The sequence below is a fragment of the Mycobacterium sp. ACS4054 genome, assembly GCF_001667275.1.
Classification (GTDB): domain Bacteria; phylum Actinomycetota; class Actinomycetes; order Mycobacteriales; family Mycobacteriaceae; genus Mycobacterium.
Genome location: NZ_LZHV01000073.1, coordinates 40,280 through 62,820 on the forward strand (window position 1 = coordinate 40,280; position 22,541 = coordinate 62,820).

Genomic DNA, 22,541 nt, shown 5'->3' on the forward strand with positions numbered 1-22,541 from the left:
GAGGCACTAGCCCGAGTGCGTCGGGCCGCGGCCCTTGGTCAGGACTTTCAGGCCGTGGGCGCTGGTCGCCGTCAGCAGGAACAGCAGAAACAACCACACCGGCGGGCGCGCGAGCTCCCAGACGAAGATCGCCGCCCAGATCGGTGAGCCTTGGGTGACCGCGAGCACGCCGGCCGCCCCCGCCAACGACACCGCGGGCACGTGCAGGTGGGTCCCGGCCGCCCAGTTGATCGTCAGCACCAGCGCCGCCCCCGCTGCCGCGCCGGTGGCCAGCGAGGGTGTCAGCATGCCGCCGGCGCCGCCGGCGCGCAGGAACAGCGCGGTCAGCAACGGTTTGAGGGCCAAGATGGCCAGCGCCGACAGCAGCGTCAGGCCGCTGGCCAGGCTGACCGTCAAGATACTGCGGCCGTTGCCGGGCAACTCGGGCCACCAATGCGAGCAGACGCCCATCACCAGGCCGGCGCCCGCGAGCGCGGGGACCAACACCCAGTTCCGCATCGGCGTGGCCGGCCGGGCCGCCGCCATCAACCGGCTGAAGGCCAGCCCCACCGCGAGGGTCAGCGGCGCCAGCAGCAGCCCGTGCGCGGTAAGCAGGTAGGTCGACTCGCCCACCGGCCACTGCAGGTTGGGCTCGTCGCGCGTGACCGCCGAGCCGACGGCGACCGCCAGGCTCGAGGTGATGAACGCCGCGCCCACCGCCCGCGGACGCCAGGTGTTGAGCAGGATCCGCACCGAGAACAGCGCGCCGGCCAGCGGGACGGCGTAGACGGCGCCCAGCCCGGCGCCTGCCGCGCAGGCCAGCAACACCTCGCGATCGGACGGCGAGAGCCGCTTGAGCCAGCCGGTCCCGAAATCGCCCAGGGTCGCGGCGAATTGGCGCGGGGCCCCCTCCCGCCCGAGGGACGCCCCGGAACCGACGAGCAGCACCTGCAGCATGGCGTCGACGCTCCAGGCCAGCCGAGGTATCCGCTCGCGGCGTTCAATGGTTTCCGCCAGCGGCGGCACGTCGGTCCTGCTGCGCAGCAGCCACCACCCGATCGCGGCCAACGCACCGCCGATCATCGGCCCCAGGGCGCGGCGCACCGGGCTGCTGGCGGCGACGCCGGCGAGCAGCGCGCCGAAGGTGTAGTGATACGTGACGTGCTGGACGAAGCGCAGCACGTACGTCGTCGCCAACCCGGCGGCCCCGGCCAGCAACCCGACGATGACTACGGCGCAGAAGAAGTCGACGTTTGGGCGGGCGGGCGGTCGAGCCACATGACGAATGTAGGGGCTAGCGGCCGGCGGCGCCGGGCCCGCCCTTGTCGGGGCGCGCCGCGACGGCGGCCTCCCGCTCCTCCGGGGCGCCCCGGAGCCCATGCCAGAACAGGTTGATCATCAGCTCGGCGGCCTCGTCGGCGTCGATGTCACCGATGCTGAGCTGGTTGGCGGTGGCCTCGCCGGCGCCCACCAGCGCCACGGCCATCATCTCGTGCTCGCGGTCGGTGCGAGGGGTGCGACTGCCGGCCCGCACCAGCCCCGCGACCAGCTCGATGATCTTTTCGCGTCCCTCGCGCACCATGTGGGCGAACGCCTGCGAGCTGGTGGCCTGCGTGTACATCACGATCCACGACGCCCGGTTGGCGTCGATGTAGCGCATGAACGCCACGATGGTGTTGCGCAGCAGGTCTTTCGGGCTCTGGGTGAAGTCGATGTCGGCGCGGACCGCATCGATGAACCGGCCCATCTCCCGGTTCAGGCAGGCGCCGAACAGGTCTTCCTTGGAGCCGTAGTACAGGTACAGCATCGGCTTGGAGATCTGCGCCTCGGCGGCGATGGCGTCCATCGACGTCTCGTGGTAGCCGTTGACCGAAAACATCTGCACGGCGGCGTCGAGCATCTGTTGCTCGCGGACAGCGCGCGGTAACCGCTTCGTGCCACCCGCCATCGCTTGCCTCTCTAGCCCGTCTATCTGACTCCAGGGTAAGCACTGAGCGCGGTCAGTGGCCGCACTTGGGGCTTTGCCCCTTCATCGGCGTCAGCCGCCCCAGCGAGGCGTCGACCGCCGCCATCTGCAGTTGTCCCGAGTCCACCGCCTTGACCAGGCCGTCAAGCACCGCCGGCACTTCTTTCGTGGTGACCCACAACGCGACGTCGGTGCCGGCCTGCAGCGTCCGCAGCACGGCGTCCGGCACGTCGTACCTGTCGGAGATCGCCCCCATGCTGGAGAGGTCGTCGCTGAAGATCGGCCCGTCGAACGGCTTGCCGCCGTAGCCGTTTCCGGTGCGCAGCATCTGCACCGCCTCGCGGCTGAGGCTGGCGGGCAGGTCGCCCGTCAGCCCGGGCACCTGCAGGTGACCCACCATCACCCCGGCGGGGACCACGCCCACGAGGTTGCGGAACGGAACCAGGTCGACGTCCTGCATCTGGTCGAGCGGCGGCGTCACGACACCGCCCTTGTGCGTATCACCCGAACCACGGCCATGGCCGGGAAAGTGCTTGAAGACCGGTTCGATACCGGCGTCGCGCAGGCCCCTGGCGTAGGCATCGCCGTAGCGCGTGACCGTCTGGGGATCCGCGCCGAAGGACCGGTTACCGATCACGCTGTCGTCGGGGGCGTCGGTGACGACGTCGATGTCGGGCGCGAAGTCGATGGTGATGCCCAGGTCGTGCATCTTTCGGCCCCGGTCCAGCTCGAGGTCGTGGACCTGGTCGGGTGTCATGGTCTGGGCGAGCTGCTTCGGCGACGGCGCCTCGCCGATCCGCTTCTTCAGCCGCGAGACCCGGCCGCCCTCCTCGTCGACGCTAACGGCCAGCGCCAGCGGTCCGGCGCCGTTCTTGATGTCGTTCAGCGGGCCGTCGAAGATCGACTGGTCGGTCCAGCTGCCGATGAAGATGCCCCCGACGTGGAAGTCGTTGACGACGGCTTTGGCGTCGTCGGCGTTTTTCACGCCCACCATCAGCAGCTGGGCCAGCTTGTCGCGGACCGGGAGCGTCGTGACGTCACCGCACGCCGGTGGGGCGGCCGCCGGCTTGCTGACCGAGGTCGATGACGGGCCGGGCGGGTGGGCGGTGTGGTGAGCGCAGCCCGCCACCAGAGCCGACACGAAGGCGAGCACGGCCAGGGTGCGCGAAAATGACATCGGGCCATGCTTTCATGGCGCTATCCGGGCCTCTGGATCTGGGGAGCGACGAGGTTTCGTCGGGGGTTTTCTTCTTCGGGTGCGGGGGCACTCCTGGGCTGGTGCCAGCGGGGCTAGGGGGCAAGATGCCAGCGAAGACCGGTTTCGCCCTGGCCGCGGCGGCCAGCATCGCGGTGGGTCTGTCGGTCGGCGTCGCGACGACCGTCGGCGTCACACTGGCCGTCGCCGACCACGGCGCGGCCCCGGTGCGGGCCGGTCCGGCCGCGCTGATCCCGCTCGGGCCACACCAGGTGCAATACGGCGACAGGTGCTTTCACGGGCACTGTCTGCCCTGACGAGCGTCTCGGGACGCCGAGGGCGCTTCTGCTAGGTTGGCGCTAGGCCGCCGTTTTCCCAGATGCCACAGAGGAGCCGTTGATGAACCGGATCATTGCGCCCGCCGCCGCGAGCGTGGTGGTCGGTCTGTTGCTCGGCGCGGCAGCGATCTTCGGAATCACCTTGATGGTGCAGGAGGACACGAAACCGCCACTCCCCGGGGGCGATCCGCAGTCGTCAGTGCTCAACCGGGTCGAGTACGGCAACCGTAGCTAGCGGCGATCGCAAGCGCGGCGCAGCCGGGTGTAGCGGGTCGCCGCCGTCAGACTCTGCGGCGGAATCAGACGCCGGCGCGCCGGCTTCATCGTCGCCGGCCGCGCCCGTGTCGCGCCGCTGGTTGTGGTTGGTCGGGGCGATCGCCTGCGCGTTGACGTTCGCCCAATCCCCGGGGCGGGTCTCCCCGGACACCAAACTCGACCTGACCGCCAACCCGCTGCGCTTCCTGGCCCGGGCCACCAACCTGTGGAACAGCGAGCTGCCGTTCGGGCAGGCGCAGAATCAGGCCTATGGGTACCTCTTCCCGCACGGCACCTTCTTCGCCGTCGGCCATCTGCTCGCGGTGCCGGGCTGGGTGACCCAGCGGCTGTGGTGGGCGCTCCTGCTCACGGTCGGCTTCTGGGGGCTGTTGCGGGTCGCCGAGGCGCTGGGCATCGGCAGCCCCGCCTCGCGGGTGATCGGGGCCGTCGCGTTCGCGCTGTCGCCGCGGGTGCTGACGACGCTGGGCTCGATCTCGTCGGAAACGCTGCCGATGATGCTGGCGCCCTGGGTGTTGCTGCCCACGATCCTGGCCCTGCGCGCCACGGCCAACCGGTCGGTGCGGGGGCTCGCGGCGCAGGCCGGCCTGGCGGTGGCGTTGATGGGCGCGGTGAACGCGATCGCCACGCTGGCCGGTTGCCTGCCCGCGGTCATCTGGTGGGCGTGCCACCGGCCGAACCGGTTGTGGTGGCGCTACACGGGGTGGTGGCTGCTGGCGCTGGCGCTGGCGGCGCTGTGGTGGGTGGTGGCGCTGCTGATGCTGCGGGCCATCAGCCCGCCCTTCCTCGATTTCATCGAATCCTCCGGTGTGACAACCCAATGGTCGTCGCTCACCGAGATCTTGCGCGGCACCGACAGCTGGACCCCGTACGTGGCGCCGACCGCCACCGCCGGCGCGCCGCTGGTGACCGGTTCGGCGGCCGTGCTGGCGACCTGCCTGGTCGCGGCGGCCGGGCTGGCGGGGCCGGCCTCGGCGACGATGCCGGCCCGCGGGCGGTTGGTGACGATGCTGTTGGCCGGCGTGGTGTTGATGGCCGCCGGCTACAGCGGCGGGCTGGGTTCGCCGGTGGCGCACGCCGTGCAGGTGTTCCTGGACGCCGGGGGCGCGCCGCTGCGCAACGTGCACAAGCTGGGCTCGGTGGTGCGGATCCCGATCGCGTTGGGGGTGGCCCAGGTGCTGGGCCGGGTGCCGCTGCCCGGGCGGCGGCCCGGGTGGCTGCGCGCGTTCGCCCACCCCGAGCGCGACCGGCGGGTGGCGGTCGCGATCGTGGTGCTGACGGCGCTGATGGTGAGCACCTCGCTGGCGTGGACCGGCCGGCTGACCCCGCCGGGCACCTTCAGCGCCATACCCCGGTACTGGCAGGAGACCGCCGACTGGCTCGACCGACACAACACCGGGACGCCCGCCCCGGGCCGGGTGTTGGTCGTCCCGGGGGCGCCGTTCGCCACGCAGGTGTGGGGCACCAGCCATGACGAGCCGCTGCAGGTGCTGGGCGGCAGCCCGTGGGGGGTGCGCGACTCCATCCCGTTGACCCCGCCGCAAACCATCCGGGCGCTCGATTCGGTGCAACGCCTGTTCGCCGCCGGGCGCCCCTCGCCCGGTCTGGCCGATACCCTTGCGCGCCAAGGTATTTCGTATGTGGTGCTGCGCAACGACCTGGACCCGGATACGTCGCGGTCGGCGCGTCCCATCCTGGTGCACCGCGCCATCGACGGCTCGCCGGGGCTGGCGAAGGTGGCGCAGTTCGGCGCGCCGGTGGGCCCGGGGACCCTGGCGGGGTTCGTCGCCGACAGCGGGCTGCGCCCGCGCTACCCGGCCGTCGAGGTGTATCGGGTCACCGGCGGTTCGGGCGCGCCGTACTTCGCCGACGTCGACCGGCTCGCCCGCGTCGACGGCGGACCGGAGGTGCTGCTGCGCCTCGACGAGCGGCGCCGGCTGCAGGGCCGACCGCCGCTGGGGCCGGTGCTGATGAGCGCCGACGCGCGCGGCGCCGTGCTGCCGGTGCCTGCGGTGACCGTCACCGACACCCCGGTGGCCCGCGAAACCGACTACGGCCGGGTTGACCACCACTCGTCGGCCATCCGGGCTCCGGGTGACGCCCGGCATACCTACAACCGCGTGCCCGACTATCCGGTCCCCGGGGCCGACCCGGTCGTCGGCGCCTGGACCGGCGGCCGGGTCACCGTGTCCAGCTCGTCGTCGGACTCCACCGCGATGCCCGACGTCGCGCCGGCCACCTCGTCCGTCGCCGCCATCGACGGCGACCCGGCGACCGCGTGGGTGTCCAATTCGCTGCAGTCCGCCGTCGGCCAGTGGCTGCAGGTCGACTTCGACCACCCGCTGACCAACGCGGCGATCACCCTCACCCCCAGCGCGACCGCCGTCGGCGCGCAGGTCCGCCGCATCCTGATCGAAACCGCGACCGGCAGCACGACCCTGCGGTTCGACGAGCCGGGCAAGCCGCTCGCCTCCGCGCTGCCCTACGGCGAGACGCCGTGGGTGCGGATCACCGCGGCGGGCACCGACGACGGGTCCCCCGGCGTGCAATTCGGGATCACCGACCTGTCGATCACCCAGTACGACGCGTCCGGATTCGCCCACCCGGTCGAACTGCGGCACACCGTGCGGGTTCCCGGGCCGCCGCCCGGCTCGGCGATCGCGGGCTGGAACCTGGGTTCCGAGCTGCTCGGCAGGCCGGGCTGCGCGCGGGCGCCCGACGGTGTGCGCTGCGCCCCCATCGCCTTGGCCCCGGAGGAGCCGGTCAACCTCAGCCGGACGCTGACCGTTCCCGCGCCGATGTCGGTGACCCCGCTGGTGTGGGTGCGGCCACGGCAGGGGCCCAAGCTCGCCGACCTGATCGCCGAGCCGAACACCACCCGGGCGCGGGGCGACGCCGACCTGGTGGACGTGCTGGGCTCGGCGTATGCGGCGACCGACGGCGACCCGGCCACCGCGTGGACGGCGCCGCAGCGCGTGGTGCAGCACAAGACTCCGCCCACGCTGACGCTCACCCTGCCGCGACCGACCCAGGTCACCGGGCTGCGCCTGGTGCCCAGCCCCTCCGCGCTGCCCGCTCACCCGACGATGGTGGCGGTCAACCTGGGCGACGGCCCGCAGGTCCGCGCGTTGAAACCCGGAGAGGCACAAATTCTTTCGCTCAATCCCCGGGTGACCGACAGCGTCACCGTCAGCCTGCTGGACTGGGAAGACGTCATCGACCGCAACGCGTTGGGCTTCGACCAGCTCAAACCGCCGGGGCTGGCCGAGGTGGCGGCCCTGGGCGCGGACGGCAAGGCGATCGCGCCCGCCGACGCCGCCCGCAATCGTGCCCGCGAGATCACCGTCGACTGCGACCACGGCCCGGTCGTCGCGGTCGCGGGCCGCTTCGTGCACACGTCGATCCGCACCACCGTGGGCGCCCTGCTCGACGACGAACCCGTTGCCGCGCAGGCGTGCGACCGCGATCCGATCACCCTGCCGGCGGGCCAGCAGGAGCTGTTGATCAGCCCTGGCGCCCAGTTCGTCGTCGACGGCGCCGACCTGTCCCTGCCGGCCGCCGACGCGGGCGCTCCCGCCGCCGCCGCGGCCCCAGTGTGGCGGGCGTGGGGCCCGGATCGTCGCGAGGTGCAGGCGCCCCCGTCGCCCACGTCGCGGGTGCTGGTCATCCCCGAAAGCATCAACCCCGGTTGGGTGGCCCGCACCGGCACCGGCGCGCGGCTGACGCCGGTGGCCGTCAACGGCTGGCAGCAAGGCTGGGTGGTGCCCCCGGGTGACCCCGGCACCATCACGCTGACGTTCCCGTCCAACGCGCCGTACCGGGCGGGCCTGGCGGTGGGGCTGGCCCTGCTGCCGCTGCTGGCCATGCTCGCGCTGTGGCGCACGCGTCGCACGGGGGTCGCAGGCGTGCCCGCGTCACCGTGGCGGCCCGGACCGTGGGCGGCGGTCGCGGTGTTGGCGTGCGGGGCGGTGATCGCGGGCGTGGCCGGGGTCGCGGTGGTCGGCGCCGCCCTGGGCCTGCGGTACGCACTGCGCCGCCGGGGCCCCGACCGGGCCGCGATGGTGCTCAGCGCGGGCGGGCTGATTCTCGCCGGGGCCGTGCTGTCGCGGCATCCGTGGCGATCGGTCGACGGGTACGCGGGCCATTCGGCGAATGTTCAGCTGCTGGCGCTGATTTCGCTCGCGGTGCTCGCCGCGTCCGCGGTGACGATGCGGTCCGAGGATCGGACCGAGGAGGAACCGCGGCATTGACTCCCGCGGTGACGATGCCCGAGCGCGCGCGCGGGGCCCGCGACGAATAGCCCCGGGGGCTTGGCTAGCCGTTTACCGGCTGATTCACTGGATATGCGGGTCTGTGTGACCGCCACCGTCCGAGGAGTTACGGCCATGGGCTGGTTTTCCGCACCCGAATATTGGCTCGGCACAGAGGTGCTCGAGCGGGGCGTCGCGGTGGTCTACCTGCTCGCGTTCGTCGCGGCCGCGGCCCAATTCCGGGCGCTCATCGGGGAAGAGGGGATGCAGCCCATCCCGCGGTTCCTGGCCGGGCAGTCGTTCTGGCGGACCCCCAGCCTGTTTCATCTGCGCTACTCGGATCGGCTGTTCTCCACGGTGTCCTGGTTCGGCGCGGCGCTGTCGGCGGCGATCGTCGCCGGTGCGGCCGACGCGGTGCCGCTGTGGGCGGCGATGCTGCTGTGGCTGACGCTGTGGGTGCTCTACCTTTCGATCGTCAACGTCGGGCAGAGCTGGTATGCGTTCGGGTGGGAGTCGCTGCTGCTGGAGACCGGCTTCCTGATGATTTTTCTGGGCAATCACCAAGTGGCGCCGCCGCTGTTGACGTTGTGGATGGTCCGGTTGCTGTTGTTCCGGGTGGAGTTCGGCGCGGGGCTGATCAAGATGCGGGGCGACCCGTGCTGGCGCGACCTGACCTGCCTGTACTACCACCACGAAACGCAGCCCATGCCGGGCCCGTTGAGCTGGTTCTTTCACCATTTGCCCAAGCCGCTGCATCGAATTGAGGTGGCGGGCAACCATTTCTCGCAGTTGATCGTGCCGTTCGGGTTGTTCGCGCCGCAACCGGTGGCCAGCGTCGCCGCGGCGGTCATCGTCATCACCCAGCTGTGGCTGGTGGCGTCGGGCAACTTCGCCTGGCTCAACTGGGTCACGATCCTGTTGGCGTGCAGCGCGATCGACGACTCCTCGGCGGCCGTGCTGTTCGGCCGGCTCGATCGTCCGGTGTTTGCGGCTACGCCGGTGTGGTTCGCGGCCCTGGTGGTCGCGTTCGCGGCTGCGGTGCTGTTCATGAGCTACTGGCCGGTGCGCAACATGCTGTCCTCGCGGCAGCGAATGAACGCCTCTTTCAACTCTTTTCATCTGGTGAACACCTATGGCGCGTTCGGCAGCATCGGGCGCGTCCGCCGCGAGGTGGTGATCGAAGGCACCGACGAAGCCCACCTGACGAACCAGACCGTGTGGAAGGAATACGAATTCAAGGGCAAGCCCGGCGCCATGCGCCGGCTCCCGCGACAGTGGGCGCCCTATCACCTGCGCCTGGACTGGCTGATGTGGTTCGCGGCCATCTCGCCGGGATACGCCCAACCGTGGTTGACGCCGTTCCTGCAGCGGCTGCTACGCAACGATCGGCCGACGCTGCGCCTGTTGCGGCGCAACCCATTTCCCGATGCGCCGCCGCGGTACGTGCGTGCGCTGCTCTACGAGTATCGGTTCACCACACCCGCCGAGCTGCACCGTGACCGGGCCTGGTGGCATCGGACGCTGATCGGCGGGTACGTCCGGCCGATGGCGTTGCCGACGGCGACGGCACCGCACGGCTGACTTAGGCCGCGTCGTCATCGTCGTCGTCTTTGCGCAGCAGCCTCTCGGGGTGGTGGAAGGTGTTGCTGCGCGGTTGCCCCCGTTCCAGCCGCGGGGGCGGGATCCATTCGGTATCCCCCTTTGCGTTTTTACGGGCGCGCCAGCCGCCGGGTTTGAGCAGGCGGTGATGTGGGCCGCAGGCGAAGGTGAGGTCATCGATGTCGGTGCGCCGGCGTTTGGCGTAGTCGGTGACGTGATGGACTTCGGAGAGATAGCCCGGGACGGTGCAGCCTGGGGCAGAACAACCACGATCCTTGGCGTACAACATAATTCGTTGCCCGGGCGAGGCCAGCCGTTTGGTGTGATAGAGCGCCACGGGTTTGGCGTGGTCGAAGACCGCCAGGTAGTGGTGGGCGTGGCGGGCCAGGCGGATCACATCGCTGATCGGCAACCGGGTGCCCCCACCGGTGCGGCTCGTGCCGGTGGCGGCCTCTAGGTCTTGCAGTGTGGTGGTGATGACGATCGAGGCCGGTAACCCGTTGTGCTGGCCAAGCTTTCCCGAGGCCAACAACGCCCGGTTAGCCGCCAGCAGCGCATCGTGACTGCGCTGGGCGGTGGAGCGGGCATCACGGTCAATCGCTTCTTGCGTGGGGCTGCCATCCACACAGGGGGTGTCCTCGAGCGGGTTGCACATGCCCGGGGCGGCCAGTTTGGCCAGCACCGCCTCCACGGTGGCCCGCGCCTCGGGGGTGAGCAGGCCGCGCAGCTCCGACATCCCATCGGGACCCTGCCTGCCCAGCGTGAGGCCGCGCCGCCGCGCCCGGTCGGTGTCGGTGAACCGGCCGTCGGGGTTGAGGCAGTCGGCGAGGTGATCGGCGAGGCTGGCGAGTTGTTCGGGCCGAAACTGGCTACCCGCAGCGACCAGCTCGGCTTCCACCGCTTCACGGGTCGGGGCGTCAACCGCGGCGGGCAGTTGGTGGAAGAACCGGCGGATCACCGCCACCTGACCACCGCCCAGTGTCCCCGCACGCTGGGCCGCCGCGGTGGCCGGCAGGATGGGTTCGATCGGCTCGCCGGTCAACCCGTGCCGCGGCCCCAACTCGACCGCCTCGCGCACCCGCCGCGACGCCTCGGCGCGGCTGATCAACGCCGCCTCGGCGATCGCGTGCGCCAGCGTGCCACCCAGCTCTTCGCCGGTGGCCTTATGCGCCAGGGAGTTGATCAGCGGGTGCTCGATCGCGGGCAGCCGCCGGCGCAGGCTCTCACAATGCTCCAACATCGCCAACTGCTCACCGGTGGCCAGCGCGTCACAGTCAGAACCGATCAGATCGTCGACCGCAGCATTGATGACGGCAAAGGCCGCCGACAACGCCTCCGGATCAACACTCATACCCCGAAGCTAGCGGCACCCACCGACAGAAATCCGTCCGAAATCGCCACAGACGCACACTCGCGCACAAGATTTGGATAATCGGGGCTGAGCCGTCAACTCAGGTCGTCGACCAGAATGTCGTTGACGGCCCGCAAGTCCTCAATTGCCCGGTGTGCGAAGGCATCTGCCCGCTCCAGCTCCTCCGGGGTGCTGTTCGGACCCAGCGCCATGCACAGGTGCATCGCCGTGTGGAAGTCATTGATCTCGGACTGCAAGGCGGTGGTCAGGGCCGGGTCCGGCGTGGGCAGGTGGGCCTGCAGGCCGATCGTCTGTTCGTCGTGCACTGCCGAACACGCCGACTTCAGGGCGTTGACGTCGTTGGCTTCGATTGCCTCGACCGCTGCCTGCATGAACTTGGTCGTATTCGCCAAGTGCACTTCGGCCTGCGAATACCACTCCGGAACGCCCGGGTAGACGGCGCTGGCCGTGCCGGGTGTCCCCACGGTCAGCAGGACCGCCGCCGCGAAAGCGGCAGCAACCGACCGCTTTCGAACGTGCCTCAACACACTCTCCATGCTCGCCGCCCGCCGACAGCTCCGCTAGGGCCTTCGGGCCCGTCCTGAGGTGGGGGCTTAAGACCCTCACCCTGAACTACAGCGTCTCGTCGAGCTCGCCGAGCCGGTCGGTCAGCCGCAGGTTCTCCGAGTAGTCGACCGGGCAGGCGATCACCGAGACGCCGTCATCCGCCAAGGCGGCCCGCAGCGTCGGCAACAGCTCGTCGGCGTGAGAGATCCGATACCCCTTGGCGCCGAAGCTTTCCGCATACTTGACCACATCCGGGTTGCCGAACTTGACGTAGTAGTGCGCGCCGAGCTCGAGGTCCATCTTCCATTCGATCAGGCCGTATCCGCCGTCCTCCCAGATCAGCACGACCAGCGGTATCCGCTCGCGCACGGCGGTCTCGATCTCCTGCGAGTTCATCAGGAACGCACCGTCACCGACGACGGCCAGCACCTTCGACTCCGGGCGCGCCAGCTTGACACCCAGCGCACCCGGCAGCGCAAACCCCATGGTGGACAGGCCATTTGACACCAGGCAGGTGTTGCACTCGTACGTCGGATACAGCCGCGCCATCCACATCTTGGTGGCCCCGGTGTCGACGAGGACGACGTCGCTGCGGCCCAGCGCCTCGCGCGTGTCGGCCACCACCCGCGCCGGCGCCAACGGATAGCGCGAATCCTGTTGCCCGCGAGCGAATTCCTCGGCCAGCAGGCCGTGCCCGGGCACCTCGGGATCGGCCTCGTAGGCGTGGCCGTCCAACCCGTCGGTCAACGCATCCAACGAAGCGCCGATGTCGCCGATGATGCCGACGTCCACCGAGTAGTGCGCGTCGACCTCGGCCGGGAAACGATGGATGTGGATGATCTTCTTGTCCGCCTGCGGGTTGATCCGCACCGGGTCGAACTCCTGCAGCTCGTAGCCGACGGTGATGACCACGTCGGCGTTGTCGAAGCCGAAGTTGACGTAGTCGTGCCGCATGAACCCGAGCGTCCCGATGCTGTTGGGGTGGTCGTCGGGCATCACGCCCTTGCCGTGGAAGGTGTTGGCCACGGGGATGCCGAATTTCTCGGAGAACCGGACCAGGGCCGCGGTGGCGTTGCCGCGGGCGGCGCCGTGCCCGGCCAGCACCACCGGCCGCTTGGCCTTACGCAGGATGTCGACCGCGCGCTCCACCTGACCGGGCGCGGGCGCATCGGCCCGAACGACGTTGCGCGGCAACGGCGTCAGGTCGTAGTCGGTCTCGTCTGCGTCGATGTGCTCGGGGACGGCGAGGTAGACCGCGGCCGGGCGTTCGGTCTCGGAGACCTTGAACGCCTTGCGGAACATCTCCGGGATGGCGCGCGCGGTGGGGACCCCGGCGGCCCACCGGGTGATGGGCGCGAACATCGACACCAGGTCGACGTACTGGTGGGACTCCTTGAACTCGCGGTCGTGGCCGACCTGCGCGGAGATCGCGACCAGCGGGGTGCTGTTGGTGGTGGCGTCGGCCACGCCGAGTTGCATGTTGATGGCGCCGGGCCCCAGCGTGCTCGACACCACCGCCGCCCGCCCGGTGACCCGCCCGTACATCTCGGCCATGAAGGCCGCGCCCTGCTCGTGCCGGGTGAGCACGTAGCGGATCGCGGAGTTGGCCAGCGCCTGCACGAAGCGGATGTTCTCCTCCCCCGGCAGGCCGAAGACCACGGAAACGCCCTCGTTTTCCAGGCACTTGACCATCAGCTCGGCGGCTTTACTCATCCGGCACCTCCCTTGAGGGAACGATAGTGGCAGGCTGGGTGTTGGACCTCTTACCAACCCCAACGCGAAGGATGTCAGCGTGCCCATCGCCACCATCAACCCGGCTACCGGCGAGACAGTAAAAACCTTCACCCCGGCAACCGACGAGGAAGTCGACGCGGCCATCGCCCGCGCGTACGCCCGGTTCCAGGACTACCGCCATAACACCACCTTTGCCCAGCGGGCGGCGTGGGCAAACGCGACCGCCGACCTGTTGGAGAAGGAGGCCGACGACGTCGCCGCGATGATGACCCTGGAGATGGGCAAGACGCTCAAGTCGGCCAAGGCCGAGGCGCTCAAGTGCGCCAAGGGTTTTCGCTACTACGCCGAGAATGCCGAGCAGCTGCTGGCCGACGAGCCCGCCGACGCCAAGGCGGTGGGCGCGAAGCGGGCCTACACCCGTTACCAGCCGCTCGGGGTGGTGCTGGCCATCATGCCGTGGAACTTCCCGCTGTGGCAGGCCGTCCGGTTCGCCGCGCCGGCGCTGATGGCCGGCAATGTCGGCATCCTCAAGCACGCGTCGAACGTGCCGCAGTCCGCGCTCTACCTGGCCGACGTCATCGCCCGCGGCGGCTTCCCGGACGGCTGCTTCCAGACGCTGCTGGTCTCGTCCAGCGCGGTCGAGCGCATTTTGCGCGACCCCCGGGTCGCGGCCGCCACCCTGACCGGCAGCGAGCCGGCCGGCCAGTCGGTCGCGGCGATCGCCGGCGACGAGATCAAGCCCACCGTGCTCGAGCTCGGCGGCAGCGACCCGTTCATCGTGATGCCGTCGGCAAACCTGGACGAGGCCGCCAAGACCGCGGTCACCGCGCGCGTCCAGAACAACGGCCAGTCCTGCATCGCCGCCAAGCGGTTCATCATCCACACCGACATCTACGACGCGTTCGTCGACAAATTCACCGACAAGATGCAGGCGCTCAAGGTGGGTGACCCGACCGACCCGGACACCGACGTGGGCCCGCTGGCCACCGAGTCCGGCCGCGACGACATCGTCAAGCAGGTCGACGAAGCGGCCGCGGCGGGCGCCACGATCCGCCTCGGCGGCAAGCCCATCGACGGGCCAGGGTGGTTTTACCCGCCGACGGTGGTCACCGACATCACCAAGGACATGGCGCTCTACACCGAAGAGGTGTTCGGGCCCGTCGCGTCGATGTACCGGGCCGAGAGCATCGACGAGGCCATCGAGATCGCCAACGCCACCACGTTCGGGCTGGGGTCCAACGCCTGGACCAACGACGAGGCCGAGCAGCAGCGCTTCATCGACGACATCGAGGCCGGCCAGGTCTTCATCAACGGCATGACGGTGTCCTACCCCGAGCTGGGCTTCGGCGGCGTCAAACGCTCCGGCTACGGCCGCGAACTCGCGGGCCTGGGCATCCGCGCGTTCGTCAACGCAAAGACCGTCTGGGTCGGCTAGTGGCGATCGCAAGCGCGGCGTAGCCGGGCGCGGCGGGTCGCCACCATCGGCGACGTCGACGCCGGCGACGCCGCCGGCGGCAGCAAGGTCGAGTAGCTAGGCCGACGCGGCGGCCAAAGCCTTCTCGTCCTCGTCGGCGAAGGTGTCCTCCAGCTGTAGCGGCGAGTAGTCGAGGTCGATCTCTTCCAGCGGCCGCCCGCGGGCGCTGGAGATGGTGCCGAAGCGGCGCATGCCCTTGTCGGCCGCGTACTGCATGAACTCGTCCACCGACAGGCCGAAGGGCATCGGGTCGTACAGCGAGAAGCCCTCCTCGATGAGGCGCAGCCCCAGCGGCATGAGCTCGTTCATCCGGGTTTCGAAGACGCCCCAGTTGGCGTCGTCGGCCGCGACGTGGCGGCGGCAGGTGAAGGTGCCCCATGCCATATGGCGCCGCTCGTCGTCGCCGATGCGCCGGACCAGCTCCTGCATGCCGGGCAGGATGCCGCGCTCCACGCAGATCTTGTGCCAGCCGAAGTAGCCCGTGAGGGCGAGCATGCCCTCGACCATGTGGTTGTAGGTGACCGACGCGCGAACCTGGGCAGCCGGTGACGGGTCGACCGAAAGCGCGTTGAGGCAGTCGGGGAGTTCCTCGTAGAAGATCGTCCGGTAGGTGGGGATGTCGTCGAGGTACTCGTGCAGGTCGTCGGTGACGCCGACGGCGTCGAGCCACATCCGGAACACCTGGACGTGCTTGGCCTCCTCGAACGCGAACTGCGTCAGGTACATCTCGTCGCCCAGCCGGCCCTCGACCCGCATCGCGGACATGAACGGCTGGATGTCCTCGGTCACCGCTTCCTCGCCGGCGATGAACTCGGCGCAGAGCCGGATGGCGTAGTGGCGCTCGTCGTCGGTCAGCTGCTCCCAGTCGGCGCGGTCACGGGAGAAGTCGATGTCGGCCGGGTTCCAGAACTTGGCGTTGCCGCCGGCGAACAGCCGCAGCGGCAGGCTGTCCCAGTTCAGGCCCCCGCGAACCATCGAGTTCGTGTGTGTGCGTGTCATGAGATCTCCTCGGATTGTTGTGGGGCGAAGTGGACGGGCGGGCGCGGTGCCGCCGAGAAGGCGGCCGCCAGCACCCCGACGAGCCGGCGCACGGCCAGCGCCGGTTGCTCCGGTGTGGGTTCGTCGAGCCCGAGAATCGGATCCAACCCGCGCATGTATGGCGCGAGCGCCAGGTGCGGAAAGACCAAGAGCAGCAACGACAACAGCGCGTCGGTGTCCGAATCGGCGCGCAGGTCGCCGCGCACCTGCGCGTCGCGCACCAGCGGCCGCATCACCTCCAGGTAGTGGCGGTGGATGACGTTTTGCACGCTGACGCGCGCCTCGGTATCGACCTCCAGGGTCGCCGCGGCGTGCAGCGCCCGCTCATGCGGGTGGTCGGCGAAGTAGGCCACCCATGCGTCGAGCCAGTCGGTGAGGAAGTCGAAGAACGGCCGGCTCGGATCCAGCTCGCGGATCCGGTCCTCCATGTAGGCCCGGACTCGCTGGCTGGCGATGTCGGCGATGAACGCGTACAGGTCGCGCTTGTCCGCGAAGTATTGGAAGAGGCTGCCTTTGGCGACGCCGGCCCTCCGCGCGATGACGTTGAGGCTGCCGCGGGAGAACCCGTGCGCCCCGAATTCGTTTTCCGCGGCTTCGATGATCGCCGCGCGACGAGCGGGGTCGACCCGCGCCCAAGTCACCGTTGGCAATGCGGCCCCCTAACCTCGATGACCACTGGTCATATTACGGTGAGCTGCGTCACAGTCAAGAGGTTTCCGGTGGGCGGCTTGCGCCCGGCTACGGCCGCATCTCGTACGCGCCGTTGAGCGGAAGGATGTACTCCTTCCAGATCTGGGCGTAGCGCGCGGGGTCGTGGGCGGGGCGGCGGATCATCCGCGTCGCGAAGCGGGCCTGGTCGTCCGTCGTCGTGGGCTTGTCGCTCAACTCCACGGCGTAGCCGTTGAAGTCGCGCACCAGCACGGCGAAGATCGCGTCGATCAACGCCTCGTCGACGTCCGACAGCGCGGCCTCCTCGAGGATGAGTTGCGCGTAAGGCACCGTCGCGAACAACTGGCCGACCGCGAACGCGAAGTCGACGTCCTTCTGCTGGGCGGCGTCGGGGGTGGCGCTGGCCAGCATGTCGGCGAGCACGTCGATCTGCTGGCGCAGCAGCGCGACATTGGGTAGCTGGGCGAAGGCGTCGAACGGCGCGCGCCAGTCGTGGAAGCGCACCTTGCCCAGCCCGCCGGTCGGCCCCTGCGCGAACAGGAACGCGTCATCGGCCGCGTCGTCGCGACGACCGATCAACGGCAGGTCGCCGCTCGGGGCGAACAGGAAGTTGGGCATGAACTTCGCCAGCAGCCCGATGTTGATGTGCACGGTGCCCTCAAGCCTTGGCAGCAAACCGATTTCGCGGGTGACGGCCTCGAAGAAGGTGTCCTTCTCCACGCCCTTGGCGGCGATGACGTCCCACAGCGCGATGATCACCCGCTCGCCCTCGCTGGTGACCTTCGCCTTGGTCAGCGGGCTGTACAGCAGGTAGCGGCGGTCGTCCGCCGACGCGCTGCGCATGTAGTCACAGGCCCGGGTGCACACCAACCGCATCGCGACCAGCCGCAGGTAGGCGTCGGTGAGCAGCCGCCGCACGTGGCTGAAGTCGGTGACGACGGTGCCGTACAGCACCCGGTTGGAGGCGTGGGTGACCGCCTCGTACATGGCGTGGGTGCACATGCCGACGGCGCCCCAGCCCAGGTTGTACTTGCAGACGTTGACGGTGTTCAGCGCTGCGTGGAACGCCTCGGGACCGCGGTGCAGGATGTCGGCCTCGGTGACCGGGTAGTCGCGCAGCGCGTAGTTGGCCACGAAGTTCTGGGAGTTCACCACGTTCTTGATCAGCTCGTACCGGTCGTGCTGCGAGTCGGCGGCGAAGAAGACGTATTCGTCAGAACCCGCGATCTTGCCGAATGTGGAGACCATCCGCGCGACGTTGGCGTTGCCGATGTAGTACTTCTCGCCGCTCGCCGTCCAGCCGTGTTCGGACGGGGTCAGGATCATGTCGGTCTGGTAGACGTCGGCGCCGTGGGTCTGCTCCGACAGCCCGAACGCGAAAACCTCGCCGGCCTCCAGCTCCGCGGCGGCCTTGCGCTTCGCCTCCTCGTTGGGGCTCATCCAGATGGGCCCCAGGCCCAGCGCGGTGACCTGGAAGGGGTACCAGTAGCTCAGCCCGTAGAAGCCCACGATCTCGGCGAACTCGCTGATCCGGTAGGTGTCCCAGCGGCAATCGTCCGCGCCGTACTCGGACGGCGTCAGCAGGGACGCGAAGATGCGCTCGCGTCCGATGTGGTCCAGAAATTCCGAGTACCAGACCCGGTTGTGGTCGTCCGACTTCAGCCGCGCCTTGCCGCGCGACTCGAAGAAGTCCACCGTCGCGGCCATGATCTCCCCCGAACGGCGATCCGGGTAGCGGCGTTGCAAATGGTTGGGATTGAGCAACATGGCGTGGACGGTACTGCACCGGCGCCGCCGCCGGAACGCACCGGACAAAACTGTCCGGCCCTGTTGTGCGACCACCGAGTCGACCTAGCATCAGTCACGTGTCAGAACTCAATACCGCCCGCGGCCCCATCGATACCGCCGACCTCGGCGTGACGCTCATGCACGAGCACGTGTTCATCATGACCACCGAGATCGCCCAGAACTATCCCGAAGCCTGGGGCGACGAGGAACGCCGGGTGGCCGACGCCATCGACCGGCTCAACGAACTCAAGTCCCGCGGGGTCGACACCATCGTCGACCTGACCGTGATCGGACTGGGCCGCTACATTCCGCGCATCGCGCGCGTCGCGGCGGCCACCGAGCTGAATATCGTTGTGGCGACCGGTCTTTACACGTACAACGATGTGCCGTTCTGTTTCCACTATCTGGGCCCCGGCGCGCCGCTCGACGGCCCCGAGATCATGACCGACCTGTTCGTCCGCGACATCGAGCAGGGCATCGCCGACACCGGCGTCAAGGCCGGGGTCCTCAAATGCGCCACCGACGAGCCCGGCGTCACGCCCGGCGTCGAGCGGGTGCTGCGCGCCGTCGCGCAGGCGCACAAGCGCACCGGGGTGCCGATCTCCACCCACACCCACGCGGGGCTGCGGCGCGGGCTCGAGCAGCAACGCATCTTCGAGGAGGAGGGCGTCGACCTGAGCCGCGTGGTCATCGGCCATTCCGGCGACACCACCGATCTCGGCTACCTCGAGGAACTCATCGCCGCCGGCTCCTACATCGGGATGGACCGATTCGGCATCGACGTGTACCTGCCGTTCGAGGACCGGGTCAACACCGTGGCGCAGATGTGCGAGCGTGGGCATGCCGACAAGATGGTGCTGTCCCACGACGCGAACTGCTACTTCGACGCGATACCCGAGGACCTGCTGGCGGTGGCCGCACCGAACTGGCATTACCTGCACATCCACAACGACGTCATCCCCGCGCTCAAGGAGCGCGGCGTCACCGACGAGCAGCTGAAGACCATGCTCGTCGACAACCCCCGCCGCATCTTCGAGCGGCAGGGCGCATATGAGTGAGCCGATCCCGCCGATCGGCACCCAGATCGCGGCGCTGGCCGCACTCGCGCCCGACGAACCCGCCGTCACCTGCGACGGGCTGACCCTCACCCGGGCCGAACTCGACGCGTCGACGAACCGGCTGGCGCGCGCCTACGCGGAGCGGGGCGTCGGGGTCGGCGACTACGTGACGATCGTGCTGCCCAACTCCGTCGAGTGGATCCAGGCGGCGGTGGCGTGCTGGAAGCTGGGGGCGGTGCCCCAGCCGCTGTCGGCGCGGTTGCCGGACGCGGAGCTGGCCGGCCTGCTCGAGTTGCGGCCGTCCGCCCTGCTGGTGGGCCGCGAAAGCCCCGAAATGCCCAGCGTCCCAGTGGGTTTCATGCCCGGCCCGGAATACTCCGACGCCGCGCTGCCGGAGGCGGTCTCGCCCGTGTGGAAGGCGATGGGATCCGGCGGCAGCACCGGCCGTCCGAAGTTGATCGAATCCGCGGGCGACACCCGGATACCGGCAGCCATCGGTTATCCGCTGGGCGCACAAGAGGGCGACACGACCCTGGTGCCGATCCCGTTGTCCCACAACACCGGGTTCACCACCGCGACCATCGCGCTGCTGATGCGGCATCACCTCGTCGTGATGAGCCGGTTCGACCCGGGGCAATTCCTGCGGCTGATCACCGACCATCGCGTCACGTTCCTGACGACGGTGCCGACGATCATGCAGCGGACGCTGCCGGTCTACCATGCCGACCCCGGCTCCTACGACCTGTCGTCGATCCGCCGGTTCTGGCACATGGGGGCGCCGTGCCCGCCGGCGGTCAAGCAGGCCTGGATCGACCTGCTGGGGCCCGAGGCCGTCTGGGAACTGTACGGCGGCACCGAGTTACAGGCGCTCACCTTCATCTCCGGCGACCAGTGGCTGAGCCACCGCGGCTCGGTCGGCGTGGTGGTCGCCGGTGAGATGCGGGTGCTCGACGACGACGGCAACCCGTGTCCGCCCGGCGTGGTCGGCGAGATCTACATGCGGCCCGGTCCGGGCAGCGGGCCCACCTACCGCTACGTCGGCGCCACCGCCAAGTCCCGCGACGGCTGGGATTCCCTTGGCGATCTAGGCCATTTCGACGCCGACGGCTTCCTATATCTGTCGGACCGCCGGGTGGACATGTTCACCGTAGGCGGGCGCAACGTCTACCCCGCCGAGATCGAGAACGCGTTGTCCGCGCACCCCGATGTGCTGTCCTGCCTCGTGGTCGGCGTGCCCGACCCGAACTCCGGCGACCTGGGCCAGGTGCCCTACGCGCTGGTGCACACGGCCGACGGCGCCACGCTGGACGCCGCGGGCGTGCGCGAGTTCCTGCGCGAACGCATCGCGGGCTACAAGGTGCCGGCGTTCGTCGAATTCGTCGACGCCCCATTGCGCGACGACGCCGGCAAGGCCCGACGATCGGCGGTGCGCGCCGAGATCATGGCGCGCCTGCAGGCCACCGAGCCGGCCTGACCCCAACGCACCAAGAATCTTCCAAGCCCGCGGCCCCATCATCGGGCCCATGCAGATCGAACCCCTGAGCACGGAGCTGATCGAACGCTATCTGCAATCGCGTCAGTTGCGGTTCTTCCGCAGCGACGACGGCGAGGAGTTCATGATGCTGCCCAGCTACGAGCGCGGCAAGCTGCACGTGAACCTGCGGATCAACGGTTTGCGGCGCGACGTCTTCGAGATCTCGGTCAGCCCCGCCGGCTACTACCCCGCCACCGAGCGGCCGCGGCTGATGGAGCTGGTGAACGACTGGAATCGCGAAACCCATTGGCCCAAGGCGTTTGTGCGCGAGACGGCCCGGCCCAGCCAGGTCAGCGTCGTCGGCGAGAACGCCTACCTGCTGTCCGACGGCATCCACGTCGAGGCGCTGGGCGGCCTCATCCGGTCCACCGTCGAGTACGGGGCCGACCTGTTCGAGAAGATCGACCGGGCCATCTGCCTGCCGTCCGCGGACACGCTGGAAGAGTGGATGGACCGCACCGGCTAGGGCGCGATCGCGTCCGCCTCGGCGTCCACGGCGCCGCGGCTCTCGGCCGGCGCCTCGCGTTTTTCCCAGCGCCGCAACGCTTCCCGGCAGGGCGACTCGACCAGGCCGTAGCTGACGGCGGCGATCGCCCACCCGAAGATCAGGGTCAGCGCCAGCACGGCGGGCATCCGGCCGGTGAACGCGAACGTGCCGAGCACCGGGAACACCATGGCCAGCGCGGCCAGGTGCCACACGAACAGGCCGTAGGACCACCGCCCCAGCGTCACCATCAGGGTGCTGCCCAGCAGGCGATGCGAAGTGTCGACGCGGTCCAGCACCAGGGGGGCGACGAGCGCGAAGGCCACCAGCGAGCCCGCCGCCGTCTTGACCGCGAACTGCGTTGCGGTGCCGGGGATCAGGCCCTCCGGTCCGGCCAGCGGGGAGGCCGCCAGCAGGTAGGCGAGCACGGCGACGACGGCCATCGCGACCCGCCGGCGGGCCCACCGGTGTGGTGGGCCGACCGGGCTGTGCACCCATTCCGCCAGCAGCATGCCGGCGGCGAACCAGGAGAAGAACGCGGGCGGCCAGTTGAGCGGGTTGGTGCCCGACCCGGAATGGATGGGCACCCAGCCCCACAACCAGCTCAGCGCCCCCAGCCCGGCGATGGCCGGCACCCGCGCACCGACTGGCAGGCGCCGCGCCAGCAACGCCAGGACCGGCAGGGCCAGGTAGAAGCTGACCTCGACGGAAAGGCTCCACATCTGGGTCAGCCCGCCGGTCAGGGTGAGGGGCACGTAGATCTGGGTGAGGGTCAGGTTGGCCAACCACACCGTCGGGCTGGCGCGATCCGCGTCGGGCAGCAGCGACAGGATCACCACGACCGCCACCAAGTAGGCCGGCATGATGCGCACCACCCGGGACCGCAAGTAGTGGCCCGTGCGGGGTCGCGCTCCCAAACCCCGTGCCGCCGCGGCGTGGCCGCGCCACAACAGGAAACCGGACAGCGCGAAGAACACCGCGACCGCGAGGTCGAAGCGGCCGAAGAGCCTCCCGGTGACCCCGCTGGAGTGCCCGGTCTGGAACGCGACGTGGGTGACCACCACGCCCATCGCCGCGCAGGCGCGCATCCCCTCCACCGCGGGCAGGAAGCTGCGGGTCCCGCCCGCCCGCTGGCCATCCGTCACCCCCACAGTCTGCATCTGATGCGTTTGCGAACGAATGGGTACACCCGAAGCACCCGCGGGGCGACGGCAACCGGTTCGTAAGCCGGGGCCTTACGTTCG

At 69.7% G+C, this 22,541-nt stretch carries 18 protein-coding genes; 8 read left to right on the top strand and 10 right to left on the bottom strand.

The genetic code is table 11. From position 1 onward, the window contains the following. Nucleotides 1–6: 6 nt before the first annotated feature. From A5730_RS23015 to A5730_RS23025, 3 genes are read right to left on the bottom strand one after another with little or no spacing between them, the layout of a single operon-like run. Nucleotides 7–1,257 (bottom strand): chloride channel protein, encoded by a 1,251-nt coding sequence (locus A5730_RS23015; RefSeq protein WP_067905648.1) that lies wholly within the window; start codon nucleotides 1,255–1,257, stop codon nucleotides 7–9. 16 nt (nucleotides 1,258–1,273) lie between these two features. Continuing rightward, complete coding sequence (locus A5730_RS23020) at nucleotides 1,274–1,927, bottom strand: TetR/AcrR family transcriptional regulator (RefSeq protein ID WP_067905651.1); 654 nt, start codon at nucleotides 1,925–1,927, stop codon at nucleotides 1,274–1,276. Between the two features lie 52 nt (nucleotides 1,928–1,979). Continuing rightward, a complete protein-coding gene (locus tag A5730_RS23025; protein WP_067905653.1) occupies nucleotides 1,980–3,122 on the bottom strand; it encodes a glycoside hydrolase family 3 N-terminal domain-containing protein in 1,143 nt (380 codons plus the stop codon). A 125-nt stretch (nucleotides 3,123–3,247) separates the two neighbouring features. On the opposite strand from A5730_RS23025, the gene A5730_RS23030 reads away from it, so the two are divergent. The 4 genes from A5730_RS23030 to A5730_RS23045 all read left to right on the top strand — a co-directional run bounded on the left by A5730_RS23030 (nucleotide 3,248) and on the right by A5730_RS23045 (nucleotide 9,582). Next, on the top strand, nucleotides 3,248–3,457 hold the full coding sequence (locus A5730_RS23030) for a DUF2613 family protein (protein ID WP_055402822.1): 210 nt from the start codon (nucleotides 3,248–3,250) through the stop codon (nucleotides 3,455–3,457). Between the two features lie 82 nt (nucleotides 3,458–3,539). Next, complete coding sequence (locus A5730_RS23035; RefSeq protein WP_067905655.1) at nucleotides 3,540–3,713, top strand: DUF2613 domain-containing protein; 174 nt, start codon at nucleotides 3,540–3,542, stop codon at nucleotides 3,711–3,713. A 106-nt stretch (nucleotides 3,714–3,819) separates the two neighbouring features. Further along, nucleotides 3,820–8,001: an alpha-(1->3)-arabinofuranosyltransferase gene (locus A5730_RS23040; protein WP_067905658.1), complete on the top strand. Its 4,182-nt coding sequence runs from the start codon at nucleotides 3,820–3,822 to the stop codon at nucleotides 7,999–8,001. Nucleotides 8,002–8,136: 135 nt separating this feature from the next. Beyond that, on the top strand, nucleotides 8,137–9,582 hold the full coding sequence (locus A5730_RS23045; protein ID WP_067905660.1) for a lipase maturation factor family protein: 1,446 nt from the start codon (nucleotides 8,137–8,139) through the stop codon (nucleotides 9,580–9,582). 1 nt (nucleotide 9,583) lies between these two features. On the opposite strand, the gene A5730_RS23050 is transcribed toward A5730_RS23045, so the two are convergent. The 3 genes from A5730_RS23050 to A5730_RS23060 form a co-directional block, all read right to left on the bottom strand. After that, nucleotides 9,584–10,951 carry an HNH endonuclease signature motif containing protein gene (locus tag A5730_RS23050; RefSeq protein WP_067905662.1) on the bottom strand — a complete coding sequence of 456 codons (1,368 nt, stop codon included), beginning with the start codon at nucleotides 10,949–10,951 and terminating at the stop codon, nucleotides 9,584–9,586. Between the two features lie 95 nt (nucleotides 10,952–11,046). Continuing rightward, nucleotides 11,047–11,496 carry a hypothetical protein gene (locus A5730_RS23055; RefSeq protein ID WP_156745904.1) on the bottom strand — a complete coding sequence of 150 codons (450 nt, stop codon included), beginning with the start codon at nucleotides 11,494–11,496 and terminating at the stop codon, nucleotides 11,047–11,049. An 88-nt stretch (nucleotides 11,497–11,584) separates the two neighbouring features. Continuing rightward, nucleotides 11,585–13,231, bottom strand: a complete 1,647-nt coding sequence (locus A5730_RS23060) for an acetolactate synthase large subunit (RefSeq protein WP_067905666.1) — start codon at nucleotides 13,229–13,231, stop codon at nucleotides 11,585–11,587. Nucleotides 13,232–13,310: 79 nt separating this feature from the next. Here A5730_RS23060 and A5730_RS23065 point away from each other — a divergent pair, with 79 nt between their 5' ends. After that, nucleotides 13,311–14,687 (top strand): NADP-dependent succinic semialdehyde dehydrogenase, encoded by a 1,377-nt coding sequence (locus A5730_RS23065; protein WP_067905668.1) that lies wholly within the window; start codon nucleotides 13,311–13,313, stop codon nucleotides 14,685–14,687. Between the two features lie 96 nt (nucleotides 14,688–14,783). Here the strand turns inward: A5730_RS23065 and A5730_RS23070 are convergent, their stop codons facing one another. The 3 genes from A5730_RS23070 to A5730_RS23080 form a co-directional block, all read right to left on the bottom strand. Continuing rightward, entirely contained in the window at nucleotides 14,784–15,725 is a 942-nt protein-coding gene (locus A5730_RS23070; RefSeq protein ID WP_067817974.1) for a R2-like ligand-binding oxidase, read from the bottom strand. Then, the gene (locus tag A5730_RS23075; protein ID WP_067905670.1) at nucleotides 15,722–16,414 is read right to left on the bottom strand and encodes a TetR/AcrR family transcriptional regulator; all 693 of its coding nucleotides are present in this window, start codon (nucleotides 16,412–16,414) and stop codon (nucleotides 15,722–15,724) included. The genes A5730_RS23070 and A5730_RS23075 overlap by 4 nt, the downstream gene beginning before the upstream one ends. A gap of 88 nt (nucleotides 16,415–16,502) precedes the next feature. Next, nucleotides 16,503–18,200, bottom strand: a complete 1,698-nt coding sequence (locus tag A5730_RS23080; RefSeq protein ID WP_067905672.1) for an acyl-CoA dehydrogenase family protein — start codon at nucleotides 18,198–18,200, stop codon at nucleotides 16,503–16,505. Nucleotides 18,201–18,298: 98 nt separating this feature from the next. Between A5730_RS23080 and A5730_RS23085 the strand changes: the two genes are divergently transcribed. From A5730_RS23085 to A5730_RS23095, 3 genes are read left to right on the top strand one after another with little or no spacing between them, the layout of a single operon-like run. Then, a complete protein-coding gene (locus tag A5730_RS23085; protein WP_067905674.1) occupies nucleotides 18,299–19,279 on the top strand; it encodes a phosphotriesterase in 981 nt (326 codons plus the stop codon). Further along, complete coding sequence (locus tag A5730_RS23090; protein ID WP_067905676.1) at nucleotides 19,272–20,753, top strand: AMP-binding protein; 1,482 nt, start codon at nucleotides 19,272–19,274, stop codon at nucleotides 20,751–20,753. The genes A5730_RS23085 and A5730_RS23090 overlap by 8 nt, the downstream gene beginning before the upstream one ends. Before the next feature lie 49 nt (nucleotides 20,754–20,802). Next, nucleotides 20,803–21,279, top strand: a complete 477-nt coding sequence (locus A5730_RS23095; protein WP_067905678.1) for a YbjN domain-containing protein — start codon at nucleotides 20,803–20,805, stop codon at nucleotides 21,277–21,279. Here A5730_RS23095 and A5730_RS23100 read toward each other — a convergent pair. Beyond that, nucleotides 21,276–22,457 (bottom strand): acyltransferase, encoded by a 1,182-nt coding sequence (locus A5730_RS23100; protein ID WP_156745905.1) that lies wholly within the window; start codon nucleotides 22,455–22,457, stop codon nucleotides 21,276–21,278. The genes A5730_RS23095 and A5730_RS23100 overlap by 4 nt on opposite strands. Between the last annotated feature and the right edge of the window lie 84 nt (nucleotides 22,458–22,541).